The following is a 20,369-nucleotide window of genomic DNA, read 5'->3' as shown; positions in this document are numbered from 1 at the left end:
CTTCCGTATTGCAAGCCTAAGCTGATATTCTATCCGGATGAAAATGACGCATATCACAGAGCAGAAATTTGCCGAGCTCGGCTTGCACGCCGATGTTCTTAAGAGCTTGGAGGCCAAAGGGTTTACTCAATGTACCCCAATCCAAGCCTTGGCATTGCCGGTCCTGCTCACCGGCCAAGACATTGCAGGACAGGCGCAAACGGGGACAGGCAAAACCCTGGCGTTCCTGGCTGCGACGTTTCATCACCTCCTTACAACCGATGCCCCTGCATCGCGTAAAAAGAATCAACCGCGTGCCATCATATTAGCTCCTACGCGTGAATTAGCGATTCAGATCTATAATGATGCGGAGCCGCTATTAGCCAATACGTCGATCAGCGCAGGACTTGCCTATGGTGGCGAAGGCTACGACAAACAGCAACAAACACTTGAACAGGGTGTCGACATTTTAATCGGAACCTGTGGTAGAATCATCGATTTTTACAAAAAGAAAGTGATTGATTTGCATGGTATTCAAGCCGTGGTCCTCGATGAAGCCGACCGTATGTTTGATCTCGGTTTTATCAAAGATATCCGCTTTTTGTTTAACCGCATGCCCGCCCCCGATCAGCGCTTGAACATGCTGTTTTCGGCGACCTTGTCGTATCGCGTTCAAGAACTAGCCTTCGAGCACATGACGAGCCCAGAGCATGTGGTGGTCGAGCCCGAACAAATTACCGGCCATCGCATCAAAGAAGAATTGTTCCAGCCATCGAACAAGGAAAAAATGCCGCTGCTGCAAACCTTGATCGAAGAAGACTGGCCTGAACGCGCGATTATTTTTGCCAACACTAAGCATCGCTGCGAATCGATTTGGGCGCATCTAGCCGCCGATAACCACCGTGTAGGCTTGCTTACGGGTGACGTGCCGCAGAAAAAACGGGTTAAAATCCTCGAACAATTCACTAATGGTGAGCTGGATTTGTTGGTGGCGACTGATGTCGCGGCGCGCGGCCTGCATATTCCGCAGGTGACTCATGTGTTTAATTATGATCTCCCAGACGACGCACAAGACTACGTGCATCGCATTGGCCGAACGGGGCGTGCAGGCGCCAGTGGTAGCTCCATCAGCTTTGCGTGTGAAGAATACGCCGTCAATCTCCCCGCGATTGAAGAATACATCGAACACAGTATTCCAGTCAGCGAATTTGACCGCAGTGCACTGCTAAAAGATTTGCCGCCGCCGAAGAAAATGGCCAAGCGCCCCAATACGCAGCGTCGCAGCAACAACAAAGGTGGCGGAAATAACCGTAACCGCCAACGTCGCCGTCCGCAAAAGTCGGCATAAGGTTTAACGGCACATAGGTCAGAGCGCATCATGAGTGGTCACGGACATCCCACATCGACCCCGTCGCTGTACGCCGCGATTGATTTAGGCTCCAACAGCTTTCATATGCTGGTGGTGCGCCAAGTGGCAGGCAGCGTGCAAACTCTCGCGAAAATTAAGCGAAAAGTTCGTCTCGCCGCAGGCATGGACGATCAACAACAGCTAAGCGACGAAGCCATGCAGCGTGGCTGGGATTGCTTGGCCTTGTTCGCCGAGCGCCTGCAAGATTTCAACACCGACAATATCCGTGTCGTCGCCACGGCGGCTCTACGTCGCGCAAGCAACGCGGATGCGTTTTTAGCCCGAGCTAACAAACTGCTTGGCCACCCGATTGAAATCATTTCGGGGGAAGAAGAGGCGCGTACCATCTACCAAGGGGTCGCGCATACCTCTGGCGGAGCGGGCAAACGCTTGGTGGTCGACATCGGTGGTGCCAGCACCGAGCTCATCATCGGCGAGCAATTTGAACCTACCTTACTGCAAAGCCTCAATATGGGCTGTGTCACCTTTTTAGAAGACTATTTTGCCGATCGCGTGCTCAATCAATCGGCGTTTGATACCGCGATTGCCGGCGCCAAAGCCGAGTTAGCCCCGCTGATTGCGCAATATCGTGCGCTCGGTTGGGACTGCTGCGTAGGTGCCAGCGGCACCGTGCAGGCACTGCAAGAGATCATGGTCACCCAAGGCATGGATGAAGTGATTACACTCGATAAACTGCTTCGTTTGCGCGATCAAGCCATCGCCTGTGGGCAAATGGACGCATTGGATATCGAGGGGTTAACGTTAGAACGTGCGCTGGTGTTTCCAAGCGGCTTATCGATACTGATCGCCATTTTCGAGTGCTTAGAGGTGACACGCATGACTCTAGCGGGTGGGGCGCTGCGAGAAGGCTTGGTGTATGAAATGATGACCGCGATGCGCCATAGCGATATTCGTGCCCGCACCATTGCCAGCATCCAGTCGCGCTATCAGCTGGATGAAGCACACGGTATCAATGTCGCCGACACCGCCTTGGAGCTGCTCAATCAATGTCCGGCATCCTGGGTACCTGAGCCGGAAGCACAAAGCTTGCTCCATGCCGCCGCCTGCGTGCATGAAATTGGTTTAAGCATTGGCTTTAAACAAGATGGTGATCATGCCGCGTATTTGATCACCCATCTCGATCTGCCCGGCTTTACGCGAGCACAGAAACAATTAGTCGCCACCTTACTCCGCTACTATCGAGAGCAACTGGTGCTCATTGATGGCCAGCACGCGCTGTCTACCACCAGCGCCAATCGTCTGTTGCGCCTGCTGCGAATTGCGGTGATCTTATGCCATCGACGCGACAGTCGCGTCCGACCGATGCTAGCCCTCACTGCCGAGGAGGATGCCCTTACCCTCCACTTGGACACCACATTACTCGAGGCCAGCCCCTTGTTGCGTGCCGAGTTAGAGCAAGAGGCCTTGCGCCAATCAAGCCTTGGATTGCCCCTAGTGGTGCTCACTGACGAGACTCGCATCTAACACCGGCGATGAATAAAAAAGCCCGCACCAGTGATGATGCGGGCTTTTTTTATTGAAGATCTGCGACACTACGCGGTGGTGATCCCGCTATGACGCAATAAGGCGTCAGGGCTTGGTTCGCGACCTCTAAAGCGCACAAACAAATCTTTCGGTGCCTCACTGCCGCCACGGCTGAGAATATGATTCAGGAAGTCCTCGCCGGTGTCGCGGTTAAAGATCCCTTCTTCTTCAAAGCGCGAGTAAGCATCGCTCGATAGCACTTCTGCCCATTTATAGCTGTAGTAGCCTGCACTGTAGCCACCGGCAAAAATATGGCCAAACGCGTGCGGAAAACGGTTCCACTCAGGCGCGGGAACCACAGAGACCTGCTCACGCACCGCACTGAGTGTTTCCATGATCCGCGGGCCGACCTCTGGGTCAAACTCACTGAACAAACGGAAGTCGAATAAACTGAACTCAAGCTGGCGCAACATCGCCATCGCCGAATTAAAGTTCTTCGCGGCGAGCATTTTTTCTAGCATGTCTTCCGGTAAGGCTTCTCCCGTTTGGTAATGCCCCGAGATAAAGCTCAGTGCCTCTTGCTCCCAGCACCAGTTCTCTAAAAACTGGCTTGGCAGCTCAACCGCATCCCAAGGCACACCATTGATCCCTGACACATCCGCTACGTCGACTTGCGTCAACATATGGTGAATGCCATGACCAAATTCGTGGAATAAGGTCACTACTTCGTCATGGGTAAACAGCGCAGGGTCATCGCCCACTGGTGGGTTAAAGTTGCAGGTTAAATACGCCACTGGCGTTTGTAGCTCACCGTCTGCTTGACGACGACGAACGCGACACTCATCCATCCATGCGCCGCCACGTTTGTTTTCTCGCGCATACAAGTCAAGGTAGAAGCTACCGCGCAGGGTGCCTTGGCTATCATGAATATCATAAAAGCGCACGCTCTCATGCCAGGTGTCGATGCCTTTACGCTCGGTAATCGTCATGCCAAACACACGATGCATCACTTCAAACAAGCCGGAGAGTACACGTGCTTCAGGGAAGTAAGGGCGAAGCGCTTCATCAGAGATGGTGTAGCGTGCTTGCTTGAGTTTTTCACTGTAATAAGGGATATCCCAAGGCTCGAGGGCATCAACCCCAAACTCTTCTTTGGCATAGGCTTTCACTTCCGCGAATTCACGCTCGCCTTGTGGGCGCGCTTTATCGACCAGATCATTCAAAAAGCCCATCACCTGGTCTGGGGTTTCCGCCATTTTCGTGGCGAGGGATAGTTCACTGTAGTGATTAAAGCCAAGTAGACGTGCTAACTCATGCTTGAGGCGCAGCGACTCGTTCATCAGCTCAGTATTGTCCCACTGCCCCGCCTGCGGCCCGCGATCAGAGGCGCGCGTGGTAAAGGCTTCGTACATTTCCTGACGCAGCGCTCGGTTATCACAGTACATCATGACGGGCAGATACGAAGGGATATCCAGGGTAAATAAGTAACCTTGTTGCGACTTGCTCTCGGCTTGCGCTTTTGCCGCGTTGCGCGCCGATTCGGGTAACCCCGCTAAGTCACTTTCATCGCTAATCAGCTTGCTCCACCCCATGGTGGCATCGAGCACATTGTTGCTAAACGATGATGATAGCTCCGACAACCGCTTTTGAATCTCACCAAAGCGGTGTTGCTGGTCGGCTGGCAAGGCAATTCCGGACAGTTCAAAGTCTTGCAGCGCATCGTTAATCGCTTTTTGCTGTGCCACATCGAGGGCGGAAAACTCAGCACTGTCTTTCATCGCTTTGTATGCTTGGTATAACCCCTTGTGCTGACCACGCCAGGTGGAGTATTCCGACAGTAACGCCAGGCAGCTTTCATACGCCTCACGCAATGGCTGACTATTGACCACCGCATTCATATGGCTCACCGGTGACCAGATGCGGCCAAGTCGATCTTCCGCCTCTGTGACAGGCACACTGACCGAATCCCAGCTGGGTTGCTCAGTCGCCGCCGCGGCATCTACCGCTTGGCGACAGTCAGCAATCGCGGCTTCCACTGCTGGTTTGACATGCTCTGGCTTAATGGCGGAAAACGGAGGTAAATCCTCAAATTGAAGAAGCGGGTTGGACATAGTGCCTTCCTTTTTGCTGATAAGGCGCTCGCATCGCGAGCCCCGGGCAGATAAGTAACCTTATTTATATGCCGTCTCTCTCTACGCTTTTCAATCCCTCCCCGTTTAGCGGGGTGTATTGCGAGCGTTACAAAATGATTCTGAGACTGCTGCCGCACTGTCGGTTTGGTATGCTATGTCTTCAGGGGTCAGAGATAGTGGCTTTACAAGCGACGCCAAACACGACAAGCTGACCTCGATATCAATGCCAGTGGCACCCAGTGCCTATAAGATGGAGAAAGACATGGCGAAGCATTTCGACTACATCTGTATCGGTGGCGGCAGCGGCGGTATTGCCTCAGCCAACCGTGCCGCGATGCACGGTGCTAACGTCGCCCTTATTGAAGCAAAGCACCTTGGTGGCACCTGCGTAAACGTAGGCTGTGTCCCTAAAAAAGTCATGTGGCACGGCGCTCAAGTTGCCGAAGCCCTTAACCTTTACGCATCAGACTATGGCTTTGATGTGGACGTGAAAGGCTTTAATTGGTCGACCTTAGTGGATAACCGTGAAGCCTACATTAGCCGCATTCATAAGGCTTACGACAACGTTCTGGGTAAAAACAATATCGATGTCATTCGTGGTTTTGCCCGCTTTGTCGATAACAACACGGTAGAAGTGGATGGCGAGCACTACACCGCCGATCACTTTCTGATTGCCGTGGGGGGCACACCCACTATTCCGAACATTCCAGGCGCAGAGTTGGGGATTGACTCCGATGGCTTCTTTGCCCTCCCCGAGCAACCTAAACGCGTGGCCGTGGTCGGTGCGGGTTACATTGCGGTCGAAATCGCCGGCGTACTGCATGCCTTGGGCTCTGATACCCACTTATTTGTGCGTAAAGACCGCCCATTACGCACCTTCGACCCTATGGTCACCGACACCTTGGTCGAGGTAATGGAAAAAGAAGGCCCCACTCTTCACACCCAACATGTCCCCGTGTCGGTCACTGAAGAAAGTGATGGTAGCCTGACTCTGGCCTTTGAAAACGGCACCACCCACAACACGGACACCCTGATCTGGGCGATTGGCCGTCACCCGACGACCGATAAAATCAATCTCGGCGCCACCGACGTGCAGACCACGGCCGATGGCTACATCAAGGTTGACCCCTATCAGACCACCAGCGTCCCACACATTCACTGTGTCGGGGATATCATGGATGGCGGGATTGAGCTGACGCCTGTCGCCGTCAAAGCTGGACGTCTGCTCTCAGAACGTCTGTTTAACGGCCAAACGCATGCCAAAATGGACTATGATTTGGTTCCCACCGTGGTATTCAGTCACCCACCCATTGGCACCATTGGTTTGAGCGAACCAGAGGCGCGTGCCAAATACGGCGATGACAATATTAAAGTCTATACCTCCAGCTTTGCGGCCATGTACACCGCCGTCACCCAGCACCGTCAACCCTGTAAGATGAAACTGGTTTGCGCAGGCGATGAAGAAAAAGTGGTCGGTCTGCACGGTATTGGCTTTACCGTTGATGAAATGATTCAAGGTTTTGCGGTGGCGATGAAGATGGGCGCCACCAAAGCGGACTTTGATAGTGTGGTCGCGATTCACCCTACCGGGTCAGAAGAGTTTGTTACCATGCGCTAAGCCGCGCGAAATGGGCTCACATCAAAACGCCGTGTTCAACACGGCGTTTTTTATTGGTCACTCGCGAGCATGATGAGACAGGCGGCTAGTGGGTGAGCTGCGCACAAAATCGTGCTAAGCCTTCTTTAATGTCCGCTAACGCAGCAGCGGCCTGGTCGGCGGCCTCTTGTTTTGCCGCTTGCTCGAGCGTCAATGCTTGCTGATGCAGCTCGAGCGCCGCTAAATTGCCAGCGCTGCCTTTCATTTTGTGCGCTTCGCGCGCCAAGGCGGTGTAGTCGGCGTTAGCAAGCTGCTTTTCCATGCTTGGCAGTTGTTGCTCACTTTCTTCAACAAATATACTGCAAGCCTCATCAAGAAGCGCCGGGCTATCCATTAGCCGGCTTAAGGCTTCTTCTTTATCCCAAACCGATACATCGGCTTTTCCTTGATTGACACTCATGATGGACCCTTTGTACTGATAGACCTATGTGCCACGGGGGCGGATTGATGGCTTTGTCGCCACCTTGTTTCTAATCGTTACTAAGCTTAACTGTCTACGTCTAGCACATTGAGAATGTCGCTAAACTCAGGCTCAATCATGCTCGCTTTTCCCCCAATTCATAACAAAGAAGTGAGTGCAGAACATGATGGATATGTTGCCTTGGCTAATCGTTTCTGGCCTGATTGTCTCAGTGATCACCGGACTACTGACCGTACTGATGGTAAAAGGCCTCGACTAAGCCCTTCAAGGCTCCTTAGTCCGCTATGGAGCCTTTATTTTTCCTTCCTTTTTTTGCCTTTCTTTTTTTCTTTGTTCGCTTTTTTGCCCTTTTTGTCTTTCTTGTCCGCTTTATTCTTGGCTTTTTTGGCTTTTTGCGCTTTTTTATCCCCGTCACTGGCAAGAGGCATAGGGCGACAGAGATAACCTTTTTCACTGGCGACTCGCGCACACTTACTGCAAGCCGCTCGCGGTGGCGTGGTAATCGATGCGAGCGCACTTAAGTTGGCCTCAACCTCACCCCGTCGCCATTTGCACAAAGACTTAGCCATTTACGCCTCCGCACTTAACGCTGCGTTGATATACATGTCAAAGCGGTTCTTCTTGGTGGTAATACTAGAGTGTGGTGGCGTTGCCGCCAAGGGCTCAGCATAATCTGGACGCTTAACCACTACGCGGCTACGCGCGAGCTGGCACGCAGGCGCTAACAAGGCATCGGCGTCCGTGTCAGCGCCCACCAAAGCCTGAAACACACGCATTTCTTTTTTCACTAAGGCTGCTTTTTTCTTGTGGGGATACATAGGATCTAAATAGACCACATCAGGTCGTTGTAGCCCAGGGGTCTGCGCCATATCGGTAAGTGCTTGCTCACTACTGGCATGCAGCAGTGTCATGCGCGATTGCATCCATGTACCAATCTCACTGTCTTGATAGGCGCGCTGTAGCCCATCGTCGAGCAATGCGGCGACCACTGGATGCCGCTCAATCATTTGCACCTGACAACCTAAGGATGCTAATACGAACGCATCACGACCCAAGCCAGCCGTGGCATCCAACACCCGTGGCGTGACGCCTTTGTTGAGCCCCACCGCCTTCGCGATTGCCTGCCCTTTGCCGCCACCGAACTTACGCCGATGGCCGACCGCACCGCCAACAAAGTCGACATACACAGCGCCTAACTTAGGCTCATCCTGTTTGCGCAGCTCAAGGCGTGTCGTGGTCATGATCAACGCAAATGACGAATCAGGTGTATGTGTAAGTGACCACTTGCTTTTTAGTCCCTCAAATTGCTCGGATTTGTCAGGGGCGTCGCAAATCAAACTGAGTTGCACATTGGCTCTCCGCGGCTGGTTATGCGCCGAGTATATCAGAGATGGATTTTTTCCTTTATCGTCTCTCGACGCGTCGACCAATTTTTTACCTGCTCGCCTAAGGGCGCGGGTACGCTAAAGTGATAGCCTTGGGCATAATCCACATCCAGCGCGCGTAGTTTATTGAGAATATCGGCGTTCTCGACAAACTCCGCCACGGTTTGTTTCCCCATTTGTTTAGCCAACTCATTGATTGCTTTCACCATCGCGTAATCGGTGTCATCGGTGGCGATATCGCGGATAAATTGGCCATCGATTTTAATGATGTCGACAGGCAAGCGCTTCAAATAACCAAACGACGAAATGCCCGCGCCAAAGTCGTCCAAGGCAATCACACACCCCAAGGCTTTTAGCTGCGAGAAAAGCTCGATAGCACTGCTCATGTTGGTAATCGCCGCGGTTTCAGTGATCTCCAGACAGATGCACTCGCTAGGCACTTGGGTTTGCTTAATCGCGGCGATTAAGAAGGTGACAAAATCTTTTTGGGTGATTGACCGTCCCGACAGGTTAATCGAGATTTTACCCAGCTTGGCAATCTGATCCGGGTGAGCATCAAACCACGCCAGCGTTTTGGTCACCACCACAGTGTCGAGTTGATGTGCCATATTGTAGCGCTCGGCTGCTGGGATAAACATGCTGGGCGGCAACCAACCGCCTTGGGTATCGCGCATCCGCACCAACGCCTCGATGTAGAGCGTATCTTGTCTACCTGGTCGGATATCGACAATCTGCTGTGCATAGATATCAAAGCGGTCGTGAGCAATGGCATCATGGATGTGGCTGACATACGCCATTTCTTGCTCACGGCGTTGCAGCTCCTCATCATCCGGATGATAAAGGTGTAAACGGTTACGCCCTTCGTCTTTGGCGGCATAGCAGGCGGTATCCGCTTGCGCGTGTACCTGCTGCGGCGAGCCGGCGGTACGATCCAGAAGACGAATCCCCAACGAACACGCCAAGCGCATGCGACTGCCGTGCCAGAAAAACTCACTGTCCGCCAAGATTGCCAGGAGTTGGTGCCCCCAAGTCAGCGCGCGTTCGGCCGAGTGATGATAGGCAATCACTCCAAATTCATCGCCCCCGAGTCGCGATAAGACCGCCCCTGTTGGCAGATGTTGCTGGATAATCTGCGCCACTTGTTTGAGCGCCTCGTCCCCTGCTTCATGTCCGGCGGTGTCGTTAATCAGCTTAAATTGATCCATATCGATGTAGTACATCGCGTGACACTGATCTTCCTCTCGCGCTTGTAACAGCGCGGCGGCGAGCTTTTGCTCAAAATAGCTACGATTATACAGCCCTGTTAAGTAGTCGTGATGGGCTTGATAAGTCAGCTGGTTTTCCATTTCTCGATGCGCAGTGATGTCTTCGCCCACCACCAGCAATTGCGTCTGATTATGCATCGCGCGCACGGTTTCACGCACCCACAAGGTATGACCATTGCCGGCACGATACGGGATCTCACGCCGCCATACCTGCTCTTGGTTGTTGTGATCGCGTTTAATCATTCGATGGGGAGGCACTTGATGCTCGACATATAAAGTGGTGATCTTGTGCCCTAATAAGGCGGCTTTGTCATAACCAAACAGATCAGCGGCATACTGATTGAGCGATTGAATACGTGCTTGGTAATCAATGGTTAATAGGATCACAGGTTGCTGTTCATACAACATGCGGTATTCAATTTCGCTTCGTTGTAGCTTCTCTTCGGTTTGTTTGCGCTGGGTAATATCACGGGCCTCTAACAGGACGCGCCGTTGGCCATTTTCGCTGGGAAACCCCTTGACCGCTACATCCAAGATCACCTCACGATGCGCTTCACTGAGGCAAAGCTCAAACCGTCGAGGCTGGGAGAAATCGGTGAGCTTGAGGTACTCCTCCAGGCGGGCGGGGTTACGCCAAATCGGCCAAAACCATAAAGGCCGCCCACGATAAGGGTGACTCACGCTGATTAATTGGTTAAAACTGGCATTGCCTGAGACCAAGATCCCGTTCTCATCCAACAGCGCAATAAACTGGTTACTTTGATCAAAAATGCCTTTAAGCATCGCTCGGTGGCGCTTTAACGCTGACTCACTGCGGCGTAACTGGCGAATATTGGCACCGAGCATGGCAATCACGCTTCCCAATACCAACACCGCCAATGCCACGGCTTGAAACGCAACTTGGTGCTTTAGCCACAGCGGCTGAGGCTTATTGATCACCACAGCGTCTTCGATGGCGCTCACATCCACGCCCCAATCTTTCAGCGCCGGGTAATCGAATAACATCAGGTTAGTACTGTCTCGCTCAGGAGGAAGCTTGCCTGCCAGTACATCCAACAGCAGCTGACCTTGGTGCTGACCTTGAGTTTTTCCATCGATGACAATGCCCCCGATCACGCCCTGACCCAGCATAAAGCTCATCGCACCATAAATTGGCACGGGCGCGTTTTGGATCAGTGAGTTGATGCCACTGAGCCTATCGAGAAAGGTGCCATTTTTATCGCGAAAGTAGGATAAATAATATACCGCCTCGCCCGGCTGCATCGCTTGAATGCGGTCATGCAACGCTTGGAAAGAGAGGCTAGATAGCCTGACAACCTCAACACCCGCGTTACCATCGTTTCTCAGCTGAGCCTTCACCACATTCCAATACTGACGACTGGAAAAGGTCTCATCGAGCAGTACGTACACCCGCTTTAAATCTGGGTGTAAGCGCTTCATTAACGACAAGTTGCGCGGTAAGTCTATTTCTTCTTTTACCCCAGTGACCTTGGGCAACAAGGGGTAGTGTTGGCGACCAAAGTTATTGAGCCCCGCATAGACGACCGGTGTCTCTCCCACGTATTCATGCAGCTCATGGATGAGCCAGAGTGCGGCATTATCCGTGGTGAGAATGGCATCAAAATCATGGTTGGTCAGTTTATGGATATAAACATCTTTAAGCTGTTCGCGATAGGCATCCGATTGGTAGCGTTTACTTTCTAGGTAGGAATGCTGGAAGGCGATCTCTTCGCCTTGTGTCGCCGTTTCCAACCCTTCAACCAACGCCTGATTCCAAAAGAAGCCAGGATGATAGGAATGCACCACCAGCACATCTTTTTGTGCGGCATTGACGCTACTGGCGATAAGCAGTAATAAACCACCGAAAATGTATCTGATCCCCACATCCCCTTCCTGTTGGTTTGTTGGTATCTTGCTAAACAACGCGATACCCTACATTAGGCGTTAACGAAGTGGCTAAGCAACCGCGTTAACGAAAAGTCTGGCCATGCTATAACAAAAAGACTAAAACAATGAACGAGTTGCCAAAATTAGATGACCTAGATCGTCGTATTCTCTCTACCCTGTTGGATGACGCACGCGTCCCCTACGCAGAAATGGCCAAGCGCTTTAATGTCAGTCCCGCCACAGTTCACGTGCGGGTTGAGAAAATGAAAGCCGCGGGCATCATCGAAGGCACGGAAATATTGGTCAATACCAAAAAACTCGGCTACGACGTGTGCTGTTTTATCGGCATCAACCTTAAAGCGGCGCGGGATTACCACTCGGCGCTAGACAAACTCAATCAGCTCGACGAGGTGGTAGAAGCCTACTACACCACGGGGGCCTATAATATTTTCGTTAAGCTCATGTGTCGCTCTATCGAAGAATTACAGTTTGTGTTGATTGACAAGCTACAAGCCATCGACGAAGTGCAATCCACCGAAACACTGATCTCACTACAGAACCCCATTAACCGCAATGTGATCCCTTGACTTTTGTGGGGTTATACTGGGCAGGCTAAAAAACGCCCTTGCTCGGGGCAAGGGCGCTGTCATAAAAGGAGAGTTAACCGACCGTCTCTTCCGGTCTGGGAGGCAAAGTAGCGCCAGCGTCTTCCGCTAACCACTCGGCCACTTGCTTAGCAAAGTAAGTCAGGATCCCATCTGCCCCCGCTCGCTTAAAGCACAATAGTGATTCCATCACCGTCTCGCGCTCTTTTAGCCAACCATTATCGATTGCCGCTTTGTGCATCGCATATTCACCCGATACTTGGTAAGCAAAGGTTGGCACCTTAAGCTCATTTTTTACCCGGCGTACCACATCCAAATACGGCATCCCGGGTTTAACCATCACGGTATCCGCCCCTTCAGCAATATCCATCGCCACTTCGTGCAAGGCTTCATCACTGTTGGCCGGATCCATTTGATAGTTGGCCTTGTTACCGCCTTTCAGATTCGCCGCCGAGCCTAATGCATCGCGAAACGGGCCGTAGTAATTGGACGCATACTTGGCAGAGTACGCCATGATCTGGGTATTGATATGACCATTGGCTTCCAATGCCTCACGGATACGACCAATCCGTCCATCCATCATGTCAGAAGGCGCGACAATATCGACGCCCGCTTCGGCATGAGATAGGGCTTGTTTGATCAGTACCTCGGTGGTGGGCTCGTTCATCACATAGCCGTCTTCATCAATGATCCCGTCTTGGCCGTGCACGGTGTAAGGGTCTAGTGCCACATCGGTGATCACGCCCATTTGCGGCACATGCTCTTTGAGTAAGCGCACCGCGCGTGGCACTAACCCTTCAGGGTTAAATGCCTCCGAGGCACAACTGGTTTTAAACTCTTTCGGGATCACAGGAAAGAGCGCAATAGCAGGGACACCCAGCTTGGCAAGGTAATCCGCTTCATGGAGCAATAAATCAATCGAGAGTCGCTCGATGCCGGGCATAGATGCCACTGGCTCACGACGATTCTTACCCATGAGCACGAAGATTGGGTAAATCAAATCGCTTGCGGACAATGAATGTTCCGCCACCATACGGCGGCTAAAGTCAGTTTTGCGTGTACGACGCAGGCGTCGAGCAGGAAAGGCGCCTTGAATGGATACGGTCACTGTATCCTCCTTTAAGTTGCAGACCTGGGCTTTGGGGCAGCGAACTGCCTCGTGTAGTGTTCACCCAGTCACTGAATAGAAAAGCAGCGCTGAGTGTTTTTTATTGTGCAATCAATAATATGTTCGACAGGCTGTTGACGTAATCGTGCCACTGTTTGGGCGATATGGGGCAAGTATTTCGGCTCATTACGACTGCGTTTAGGTCGCGGCCGTATATCGCGAGGCTGTAAATACGGCGCATCGGTTTCTATCATCAACCTGTCATCGGGCAACCAGCTTACCTGCTGCTGAAGCTGCTGTCCGCGGCGCTCGTCGCATAGCCATCCCGTTACCCCTATATATAAACCGACATCGAGGCAATCGCGCAGCGCGCGGTCATCGCCAGTAAAACAATGCAGCACCGCCGCGGGCAGTTTGTCGAGCCATGGACGCAAAATGGCGAACCAGCGATCGTGGGCATCACGACAGTGCATAAACACCGGCATTGAAAGCTCAGCCGCTAGCGCAAGCTGCGCCTCAAAGACCGCTTCTTGTTGTGGCCGCGGCGAAAAGTCCCGATTAAAATCAAGCCCACACTCACCGATTGCGACCACCTCGGGACGCTGCGCTAATTGCTGAATCGCGCTTAAATCTGTCGCCTCGACCGATTTGGCATCATGCGGGTGAACACCCGCCGTGGCATAGGCAAAACCAGGATAAGAGCTCGCAAGCGCGGCGGCTGCTTGGCTCTCATCGATACTGGTGCCGGTCAGAATCATGCCCGTGACGCCCGCCTGTTTGGCATCAGCCACCACGGTCTCTCTGTCTTGATCAAACCGTGTGCTTGTCAGGTTAACACCAATATCGATCATTCACTGGCCTCCTCGGATTCTGATTTCTCACGTGGGACATAAAAGCGCGATAGCACCACGCCCAACTCGAACAGCAAGCACATGGGAATGGCCAGCAAGGTTTGTGAAATCATATCCGGTGGCGTCAGCATCATCCCCACCACAAACGCAGCCACTACCACATAGGGCCGCTTGCGGGTTAAGCTTTGTGCCGTGGTCGCCCCTGTCCAAACCAGCAGTATAATCGCGATAGGGATCTCAAAGGCAATGCCAAAGGCGAGAAAGAGCGCCAAGATAAAGTCGAGATAACTGGCAATATCCGTTGCCACTTGCACCCCTTCTGGCGCAATAGACGTGAAAAAGCCAAACACCAATGGCAGCACCACCCAGTACGCAAATGCCACGCCCGCGTAGAACAGCAACGAACTCGACACCAAAAGCGGCATCACTAACCGCTGTTCATGCTTATACAGGCCGGGAGCAACGAACGCCCAGATTTGATATAGCACCACAGGGATGGCGACGAAGACGGATATGACCAAAGTCAGCTTAATTGGGGTAAAGAAGGGAGACGCGACATCCGTAGCGATCATGCTCGCCCCTTCGGGCAATTTGTCGATCAGCGGCTGGGCTATCAGGCTGTAAATATCATTGGCAAAATACACCAAGCAGGCAAAGACCACTAAGATGGCGATAATTGCGCGAAGCAGGCGGTTACGAAGCTCCATCAAGTGGCTGATAAGGGGCTGAGTATCGTTCACAGAAGACATAGTGGTTTGTTCACCGAAAACATAAAGCGTCTGACTCGTTATCGCTTATCCGTTGATGGCGCATCGTCGCCTTCATCGGGGTGATGAGAAGAAGGCGATGCTGCATAAGGGCGTTGTACATCCGCCGCGCGTTGACGTAGGGTGTCGACCGAATCTTGTAGCTCAGGTGACAAATCTTTCATCCCCGCTTGTTCGGCCTTATGTAAGTTGTCCTGGAGCTCTTTGAGTTTGAGCTCTTGCTCAAGCTCATCACGGACAGATCCTGCCATCCGTTTCGCCGCCCCCACCCAGCGCGACACATTGCGTATCGCGACCGGTAATCGCTCCGGGCCAAGCACCACGAGGCCGATAATGGCAATCAGCACTAGCTCCCAGAAACCAATATCAAACACGGCTTACACCTGCTCTTTATCTTTGCGTGCTTGCTCTTTTTTCGACGCGTCGCTATCGCTGCTATCCAATGACTGCTGCTGAAAATCCGCATCTTTGTCAGTGGTCTTTGCGTCGTCATCGTTCATCGCTTTTTTAAAGCCTTTGACCGCCGAGCCAAGATCGCCGCCCATGTTGCGCAGCTTCTTAGTGCCAAATAACAACACCACAATCACCGCAATGATCAGCAACTGCCAAATACTAATTCCACCCATACCGGTTCCCTTTCTTCCATTTGGTTAACTTGATGTGCGCAGCAGTGTAACTGCTATTTATTACAGGTTTTATTACAAAGTCGCCAGCCCCACAACCAAAAGATAACCGCACCTGCAGCGGCGACACTCGGTAAGGTCTCGACTCGGTTGGCAAACAAAATGGTCGCCGTCAGCAGTAACGTCGCACCAATCCCGAGCATATAAGTGGCGCGCGAGTGACGCTGTTTGGTCTGCAAGTAACCGTGATAATAGGCTTCTAAACGCTGATTGACCTGACGACCTTGCCGTAAGCCGTCGTACACCAGTTCTGGGATCTCGGGGAGTTTTTCCGCCCAAAACGGTGCCTTTTCACGCACCGCCGCCCAGACAGCTTGCGGCCCCACTTGCTGTTTCATCCACGACTCTAAAAATGGCTTCGCCGTGGTCCACAAATCTAGTTGCGGATAGAGCTGACGCCCAAGCCCTTCAATGTAGAGCAAGGTTTTTTGCAACAACACCAGCTGTGGCTGCACTTCCATATTAAACCGGCGCGCGGTGTTAAATAGGTTTAATAAAACATTACCGAACGAGATTTCGCACAATGGCTTTTCGAAAATGGGCTCACACACGGTGCGAATGGCAAACTCAAAATCATCCACGTTGGTGTCGTGCGGCACCCAGCCAGAGTCAACATGCAGCTCCGCCACTTTACGGTAATCGCGGTTAAAAAAGGCGATAAAGTTTTCTGCCAAATAGCGTTTATCGTCGCGATTAAGGGTGCCGACAATCCCGCAATCAAGCCCAATCCACTGCGGATCATGCGGGTGCTCGTAGGAAACAAAGACATTGCCTGGATGCATATCCGCATGGAAAAAGCTGTCTCGGAATACCTGGGTAAAGAAGACCTCAACCCCACGCTCGGCCAGCAATTTCATGTCAGTGCCATTGGCTTCCAGCGCCTCGATATCCGACACTTGAATGCCATAGATTCGCTCAGACACCATCACGTCTTTGCGGCAGTAGTCACTGAACACTTCGGGCACATACAGCGCCGGGTCGTTTTCAAAATTACGGCGCAGCTGAATGGTATTGGCCGCTTCACGCATCAAATCCAGCTCATCGAGCAAGGTTTTTTCGTACTCGCGGATCACTTCGACCGGTTTTAAGCGACGCGCATCAGGCAGAAAACGCGCCACCAGCCGTGCCACACGATACATCAAGCGCAAGTCAGCTTGGATCACTGGCAAAATATCGGGGCGGATCACCTTCAGCACCACTTCACGCCCATTCGATTTGAGCGTAGCGGTGTGCACTTGCGCGATCGACGCAGAGGCGAGTGGATGGGGGTCAAAGTCGCTAAACCAGGTTTCTAACGGGCCGCCTAACGAGGCTTCGATTTGCGCTTTGGCTTTGTGGCCATCAAAGGGTGCGACTTTATCTTGCAACTGTGCCAGCTCGTTGGCGATATCGGCGGGGAATAGATCACGACGCGTCGACATCATTTGTCCAAGCTTCACCCATACCGGGCCCAAGCTTTGCAGCGCCAAACGCAGTCGCTCCCCTACAGGCTTATCTGGGTGCTGATTCTTCAGCCAAAACAATGATTGGCGGCCAAGGTGCGCCAGCCGTGTTAAGGGTTGTTTGGGGAGTAAAGCATCCACACCATAAAGCAGTAAGGTACGGATGATAAAATACAAGCGACGAATTTCATTGAGTGTCATGCAGACTCCACCCGTTCTACCAACTGCTTAAACCTGGCTTCCAACCGCGCGACATCGCTGCGCAGCTCGTCCACTTGGTCACTGTATGACGCCACTTCTAATGGCCCAGGCGCTAAGCGCCATTCTTCCGTAATCACCTCTCCTGCATAGCGCTGTTGCCGTTGAGCCAATTGCTGCAATTGCTGCCAGCGCTGCTGCGCCTGACTCACCACCGTATGCGCAATCACATCGCCGGTGTAAGGTGCCAGCCACTCTGCCACGTCTAGTTCGATACCACTGAGCAACTGAGAAAACTGCTGGGCGACATCGATATCCCCCTCCAGCGTGAGTTTATCCGCTTTGATTAAGGCGGTTAAGTTTGCTTTTTGCTGTAGCTGTGGCAGTGCTGACAGTGACAACGATAGCGCCGCGTCGCATTCACCTTCGTAATGGCTAAGTACATCAATACGTTGGCCGAAGACAAAAATCAGTTGGCGATCAAGCTCTTGTAGAGTGACTCCGATACAACGCCCTTTTAGCCGAGCAAGGCGACGCTGGCTGTCGGCGTCTTTAGCAATCACAGCATTGAGCGCTGTTTCCAGGGCCGCGCACAACAGTGAATCAAGTGCCATGTTGGCTCCTTAGAATTTATATCCACGGTGCAGCGCCACGATCCCACCCGTCAGGTTGTAGTAGCTGGTTTGTTCAAACCCGGCTTGTTCCATCATTCCTTTTAATGTTTCTTGATCAGGGTGCATGCGAATCGACTCGGCCAAGTAGCGGTAGCTATCTGGATCGTTGACAATAAGCTGGCCCATTTTCGGCAAGACGTGGAATGAGTAGGCGTCATACACTTTGGAAAGCGGCGCGACGACTGGTTTGGAAAACTCCAACACCAACAGACGTCCCCCCGGTTTGAGCACACGGAACATCGAACGCAAGGCCGCATCTTTATCGGTGACATTGCGCAGGCCAAACGCGATGGTGATACAGTCAAAGTGATCATCGGGAAATGGCAACGCTTCTGCGTTCGCTTGTACGTAACTGACATTGCCTACAATGCCTTTATCACGCAGTTTGTCTCGGCCCACTTTCAGCATGGAATTATTGATATCGGCGAGTACCACTTCACCGCTCTCGCCGACCAGACGCGAGAATTTGGCGGTCAGATCGCCCGTTCCTCCGGCTAAGTCGAGGACTTTCTGCCCTGCGCGCACGCCACTGCAGTCAATGGTAAAACGCTTCCATATCCGATGGATGCCCATCGACATGACGTCGTTCATCAGATCATATTTTGCGGCCACCGAGTGAAATACATTGGCTACCATGCTTTCTTTTTCTTGGCGTTTAACTTGCTGAAAGCCAAAGTCGATGGTCTCTTGGTCCTGATGCGTTTGTTTATCTGTCATGTTAATCCCCTAACGTGTTGGCCCTAGTTTACTTTATCGCCCATCCGGACTCCAAGCGCGGGACCAAGTTTCTTCTATTTGTTCACAGACGAAATGTCAGACACCGGATCGTCTTCGTCTGCGCCTTGGGGAGAAAAAGAAGTTAATGCCGCATTCGCAAGTGCTGGACTGATATCGCGCTTTACCTCGACGCCAAGGGCTTTAAAGCCCTCGGCTTGGCGAAGAATATTGCCTCGACCTTGGCTGAGCTTATTCATCGCGCCATGATAACTGTCGTTCGCTTTACCCAATGCGCTCCCCAACCCTTCCATGTCGCTGACAAATAAACGCACCTTGTCGTAGAGCTTACTGGCTTTCTCTGCAATCTGTTTGGCGTTCTGGTTTTGGTATTCGTAGCGCCAAAGGTTATTGATGGTACGTAACGCCACCAGCAAGGTGGTGGGGCTGACTAACATAATATTGTTATCCATCGCCTCACGAATCAGACTCGGATCGGCTTCAATGGCAATTTGGAAGGCAGGCTCCACAGGGATAAACATCAACACATAATCCAGCGTCTTCACGCCATGCAATTGGTGATAGTCTTTGCGTCCAAGGCCACGGATGTGGGCACGGATCGCTTGCACATGCTCTTTCAAAGCCGCATCTTGCTCAACAATGGACTCCGCATTGTAATAACGCTCGTAGGCCACCAATGCCATCTTGGCATCGATCACCACATCTTTGTCTTGCGGCAGTTTGACAATCACGTCTGGTTGATAGCGTTTGCCTTGCTCATTCTCAAGGTTCACTTGAGTATGGTATTCGTGTCCTTCACGCAAGCCAGATTCTTCTAACACACGCGCCAATACCACTTCGCCCCAGTTGCCTTGCTGTTTGTTATCCCCTTTAAGGGCTTGGGTCAGGTTATGGGCTTCGCGGGTCATATCTGCGTTTAATTGCTGCAGATTTTTGATTTCATGAATCAGGGTATGACGCTCTTTGGCTTGTTCGCCAAAACTGTCAGTCACTTGCTTTTTAAACCCTTCCAGTTGCGATTTCAGCGGCCCAAGTAATGTCTCGAGACTCATTTTATTTTGCTCATCGACGGAGTGAACTTTTTGTTCAAACACTTGATTGGCAAGCTGTTCGAATTGGGCGCGTAAGCGTTCCTCTGCATTTTCGAGCAATGCTTGTTTTTCTTGCGCGGCGTGTAATTGTTGTTCTGCGCTCGCTTTCACTTCACGAAGCTCAGCCAGTAATTCGGCCTTTTCATCCCGCAAGCTATCAAGTTTTTGCTCCAAACTTTGGTTATGTTGCCGCAGCTGCTCCAACTGTCGCAATTTTTCAGCTGCCGACGTGAGCTTGCCGTAATAGTGGCGTAGCTCTTGACTCAAGCGGTCGCGCTCAACATCCAGGTTATCCAGCTCTTGCTGTTGATGTGCCTGTTGTTGTTGCCAGTGTTCGCGTTGTGCCTCAAAGGCTATTTGCTGCTGATCTTGCTGCGCCTGATACCAATGTTGGTATTGCGCGAGCACGCGTCGATGCACCGCATAACCGAGCACACAGGTACCGCCCGCCCCGAGTAAAAACGCAATAAAATGCAATGAGGTTAACGACAAGCCATCCAGCATAGCGAGGTCTCTATTTTACAGTCAGTTATGTCAGCAAAGGCTAATCGCACACTGGATAAATGTCCAGTCTATCTCAGAGACACGGGATCCCG

Annotated in this window: 18 protein-coding genes; 4 read left to right on the top strand and 14 right to left on the bottom strand. The window is 52.1% G+C overall.

What is annotated here, in order from left to right:
- The first annotated feature begins 37 nt into the window (after positions 1-37).
- Together rhlB and gppA are read left to right on the top strand one after the other, a co-directional pair.
- Positions 38-1,327, top strand: a complete 1,290-nt coding sequence (rhlB, locus tag EHW56_RS09045; RefSeq protein WP_046074580.1) for an ATP-dependent RNA helicase RhlB — start codon at positions 38-40, stop codon at positions 1,325-1,327.
- A gap of 30 nt (positions 1,328-1,357) precedes the next feature.
- Positions 1,358-2,872, top strand: coding sequence for a guanosine-5'-triphosphate,3'-diphosphate diphosphatase (gppA, locus tag EHW56_RS09040; protein WP_152797227.1), 1,515 nt, complete (start codon positions 1,358-1,360; stop codon positions 2,870-2,872).
- Between the two features lie 68 nt (positions 2,873-2,940).
- On the opposite strand, the gene prlC is transcribed toward gppA, so the two are convergent.
- Positions 2,941-4,983, bottom strand: coding sequence for an oligopeptidase A (gene prlC, locus EHW56_RS09035; protein WP_046074582.1), 2,043 nt, complete (start codon positions 4,981-4,983; stop codon positions 2,941-2,943).
- Between the two features lie 283 nt (positions 4,984-5,266).
- Here prlC and gorA point away from each other — a divergent pair, with 283 nt between their 5' ends.
- Positions 5,267-6,622 (top strand): glutathione-disulfide reductase, encoded by a 1,356-nt coding sequence (gorA, locus tag EHW56_RS09030; protein ID WP_046074583.1) that lies wholly within the window; start codon positions 5,267-5,269, stop codon positions 6,620-6,622.
- Positions 6,623-6,707: 85 nt separating this feature from the next.
- On the opposite strand, the gene EHW56_RS09025 is transcribed toward gorA, so the two are convergent.
- The 4 genes from EHW56_RS09025 to EHW56_RS09010 all read right to left on the bottom strand — a co-directional run bounded on the left by EHW56_RS09025 (position 6,708) and on the right by EHW56_RS09010 (position 11,616).
- A complete protein-coding gene (locus EHW56_RS09025) occupies positions 6,708-7,061 on the bottom strand; it encodes an Hpt domain-containing protein (RefSeq protein WP_052708052.1) in 354 nt (117 codons plus the stop codon).
- A gap of 314 nt (positions 7,062-7,375) precedes the next feature.
- Positions 7,376-7,651, bottom strand: coding sequence for a hypothetical protein (locus tag EHW56_RS09020; RefSeq protein WP_152797229.1), 276 nt, complete (start codon positions 7,649-7,651; stop codon positions 7,376-7,378).
- On the bottom strand, positions 7,652-8,431 hold the full coding sequence (locus tag EHW56_RS09015) for a class I SAM-dependent methyltransferase (protein ID WP_077606785.1): 780 nt from the start codon (positions 8,429-8,431) through the stop codon (positions 7,652-7,654).
- Between the two features lie 35 nt (positions 8,432-8,466).
- Positions 8,467-11,616 (bottom strand): ABC transporter substrate binding protein, encoded by a 3,150-nt coding sequence (locus EHW56_RS09010; protein WP_370517168.1) that lies wholly within the window; start codon positions 11,614-11,616, stop codon positions 8,467-8,469.
- Between the two features lie 128 nt (positions 11,617-11,744).
- Here EHW56_RS09010 and asnC point away from each other — a divergent pair, with 128 nt between their 5' ends.
- Positions 11,745-12,206 carry a transcriptional regulator AsnC gene (gene asnC, locus EHW56_RS09005; protein ID WP_074213846.1) on the top strand — a complete coding sequence of 154 codons (462 nt, stop codon included), beginning with the start codon at positions 11,745-11,747 and terminating at the stop codon, positions 12,204-12,206.
- 73 nt (positions 12,207-12,279) lie between these two features.
- On the opposite strand, the gene hemB is transcribed toward asnC, so the two are convergent.
- From hemB to rmuC, 9 genes are all read right to left on the bottom strand, one after another.
- Positions 12,280-13,332: a porphobilinogen synthase gene (gene hemB / locus EHW56_RS09000; protein ID WP_046074587.1), complete on the bottom strand. Its 1,053-nt coding sequence runs from the start codon at positions 13,330-13,332 to the stop codon at positions 12,280-12,282.
- Between the two features lie 68 nt (positions 13,333-13,400).
- Complete coding sequence (locus EHW56_RS08995; protein ID WP_046074588.1) at positions 13,401-14,183, bottom strand: TatD family hydrolase; 783 nt, start codon at positions 14,181-14,183, stop codon at positions 13,401-13,403.
- Complete coding sequence (tatC, locus tag EHW56_RS08990) at positions 14,180-14,932, bottom strand: twin-arginine translocase subunit TatC (RefSeq protein ID WP_046074589.1); 753 nt, start codon at positions 14,930-14,932, stop codon at positions 14,180-14,182. The genes EHW56_RS08995 and tatC overlap by 4 nt, the downstream gene beginning before the upstream one ends.
- 38 nt (positions 14,933-14,970) lie before the next feature.
- Entirely contained in the window at positions 14,971-15,324 is a 354-nt protein-coding gene (gene tatB / locus EHW56_RS08985) for a Sec-independent protein translocase protein TatB (RefSeq protein WP_172970064.1), read from the bottom strand.
- 3 nt (positions 15,325-15,327) lie between these two features.
- Positions 15,328-15,576 carry a Sec-independent protein translocase subunit TatA gene (tatA, locus tag EHW56_RS08980; RefSeq protein ID WP_069361810.1) on the bottom strand — a complete coding sequence of 83 codons (249 nt, stop codon included), beginning with the start codon at positions 15,574-15,576 and terminating at the stop codon, positions 15,328-15,330.
- Between the two features lie 53 nt (positions 15,577-15,629).
- Positions 15,630-17,276, bottom strand: a complete 1,647-nt coding sequence (gene ubiB / locus EHW56_RS08975; protein ID WP_046074592.1) for a ubiquinone biosynthesis regulatory protein kinase UbiB — start codon at positions 17,274-17,276, stop codon at positions 15,630-15,632.
- Positions 17,273-17,887 carry an SCP2 domain-containing protein gene (locus tag EHW56_RS08970; protein ID WP_077578165.1) on the bottom strand — a complete coding sequence of 205 codons (615 nt, stop codon included), beginning with the start codon at positions 17,885-17,887 and terminating at the stop codon, positions 17,273-17,275. The genes ubiB and EHW56_RS08970 overlap by 4 nt, the downstream gene beginning before the upstream one ends.
- A gap of 9 nt (positions 17,888-17,896) precedes the next feature.
- Positions 17,897-18,664: a bifunctional demethylmenaquinone methyltransferase/2-methoxy-6-polyprenyl-1,4-benzoquinol methylase UbiE gene (gene ubiE, locus EHW56_RS08965; protein WP_152797231.1), complete on the bottom strand. Its 768-nt coding sequence runs from the start codon at positions 18,662-18,664 to the stop codon at positions 17,897-17,899.
- 74 nt (positions 18,665-18,738) lie between these two features.
- Entirely contained in the window at positions 18,739-20,277 is a 1,539-nt protein-coding gene (rmuC, locus tag EHW56_RS08960; RefSeq protein WP_077479572.1) for a DNA recombination protein RmuC, read from the bottom strand.
- Between the last annotated feature and the right edge of the window lie 92 nt (positions 20,278-20,369).

Source organism: Salinivibrio sp. VGrn1 (assembly GCF_009377995.1).
Classification (GTDB): domain Bacteria; phylum Pseudomonadota; class Gammaproteobacteria; order Enterobacterales; family Vibrionaceae; genus Salinivibrio; species Salinivibrio siamensis.
Note: the sequence above shows the minus strand (reverse complement) of the source record. Positions and strands in the feature narration are given on the sequence as shown.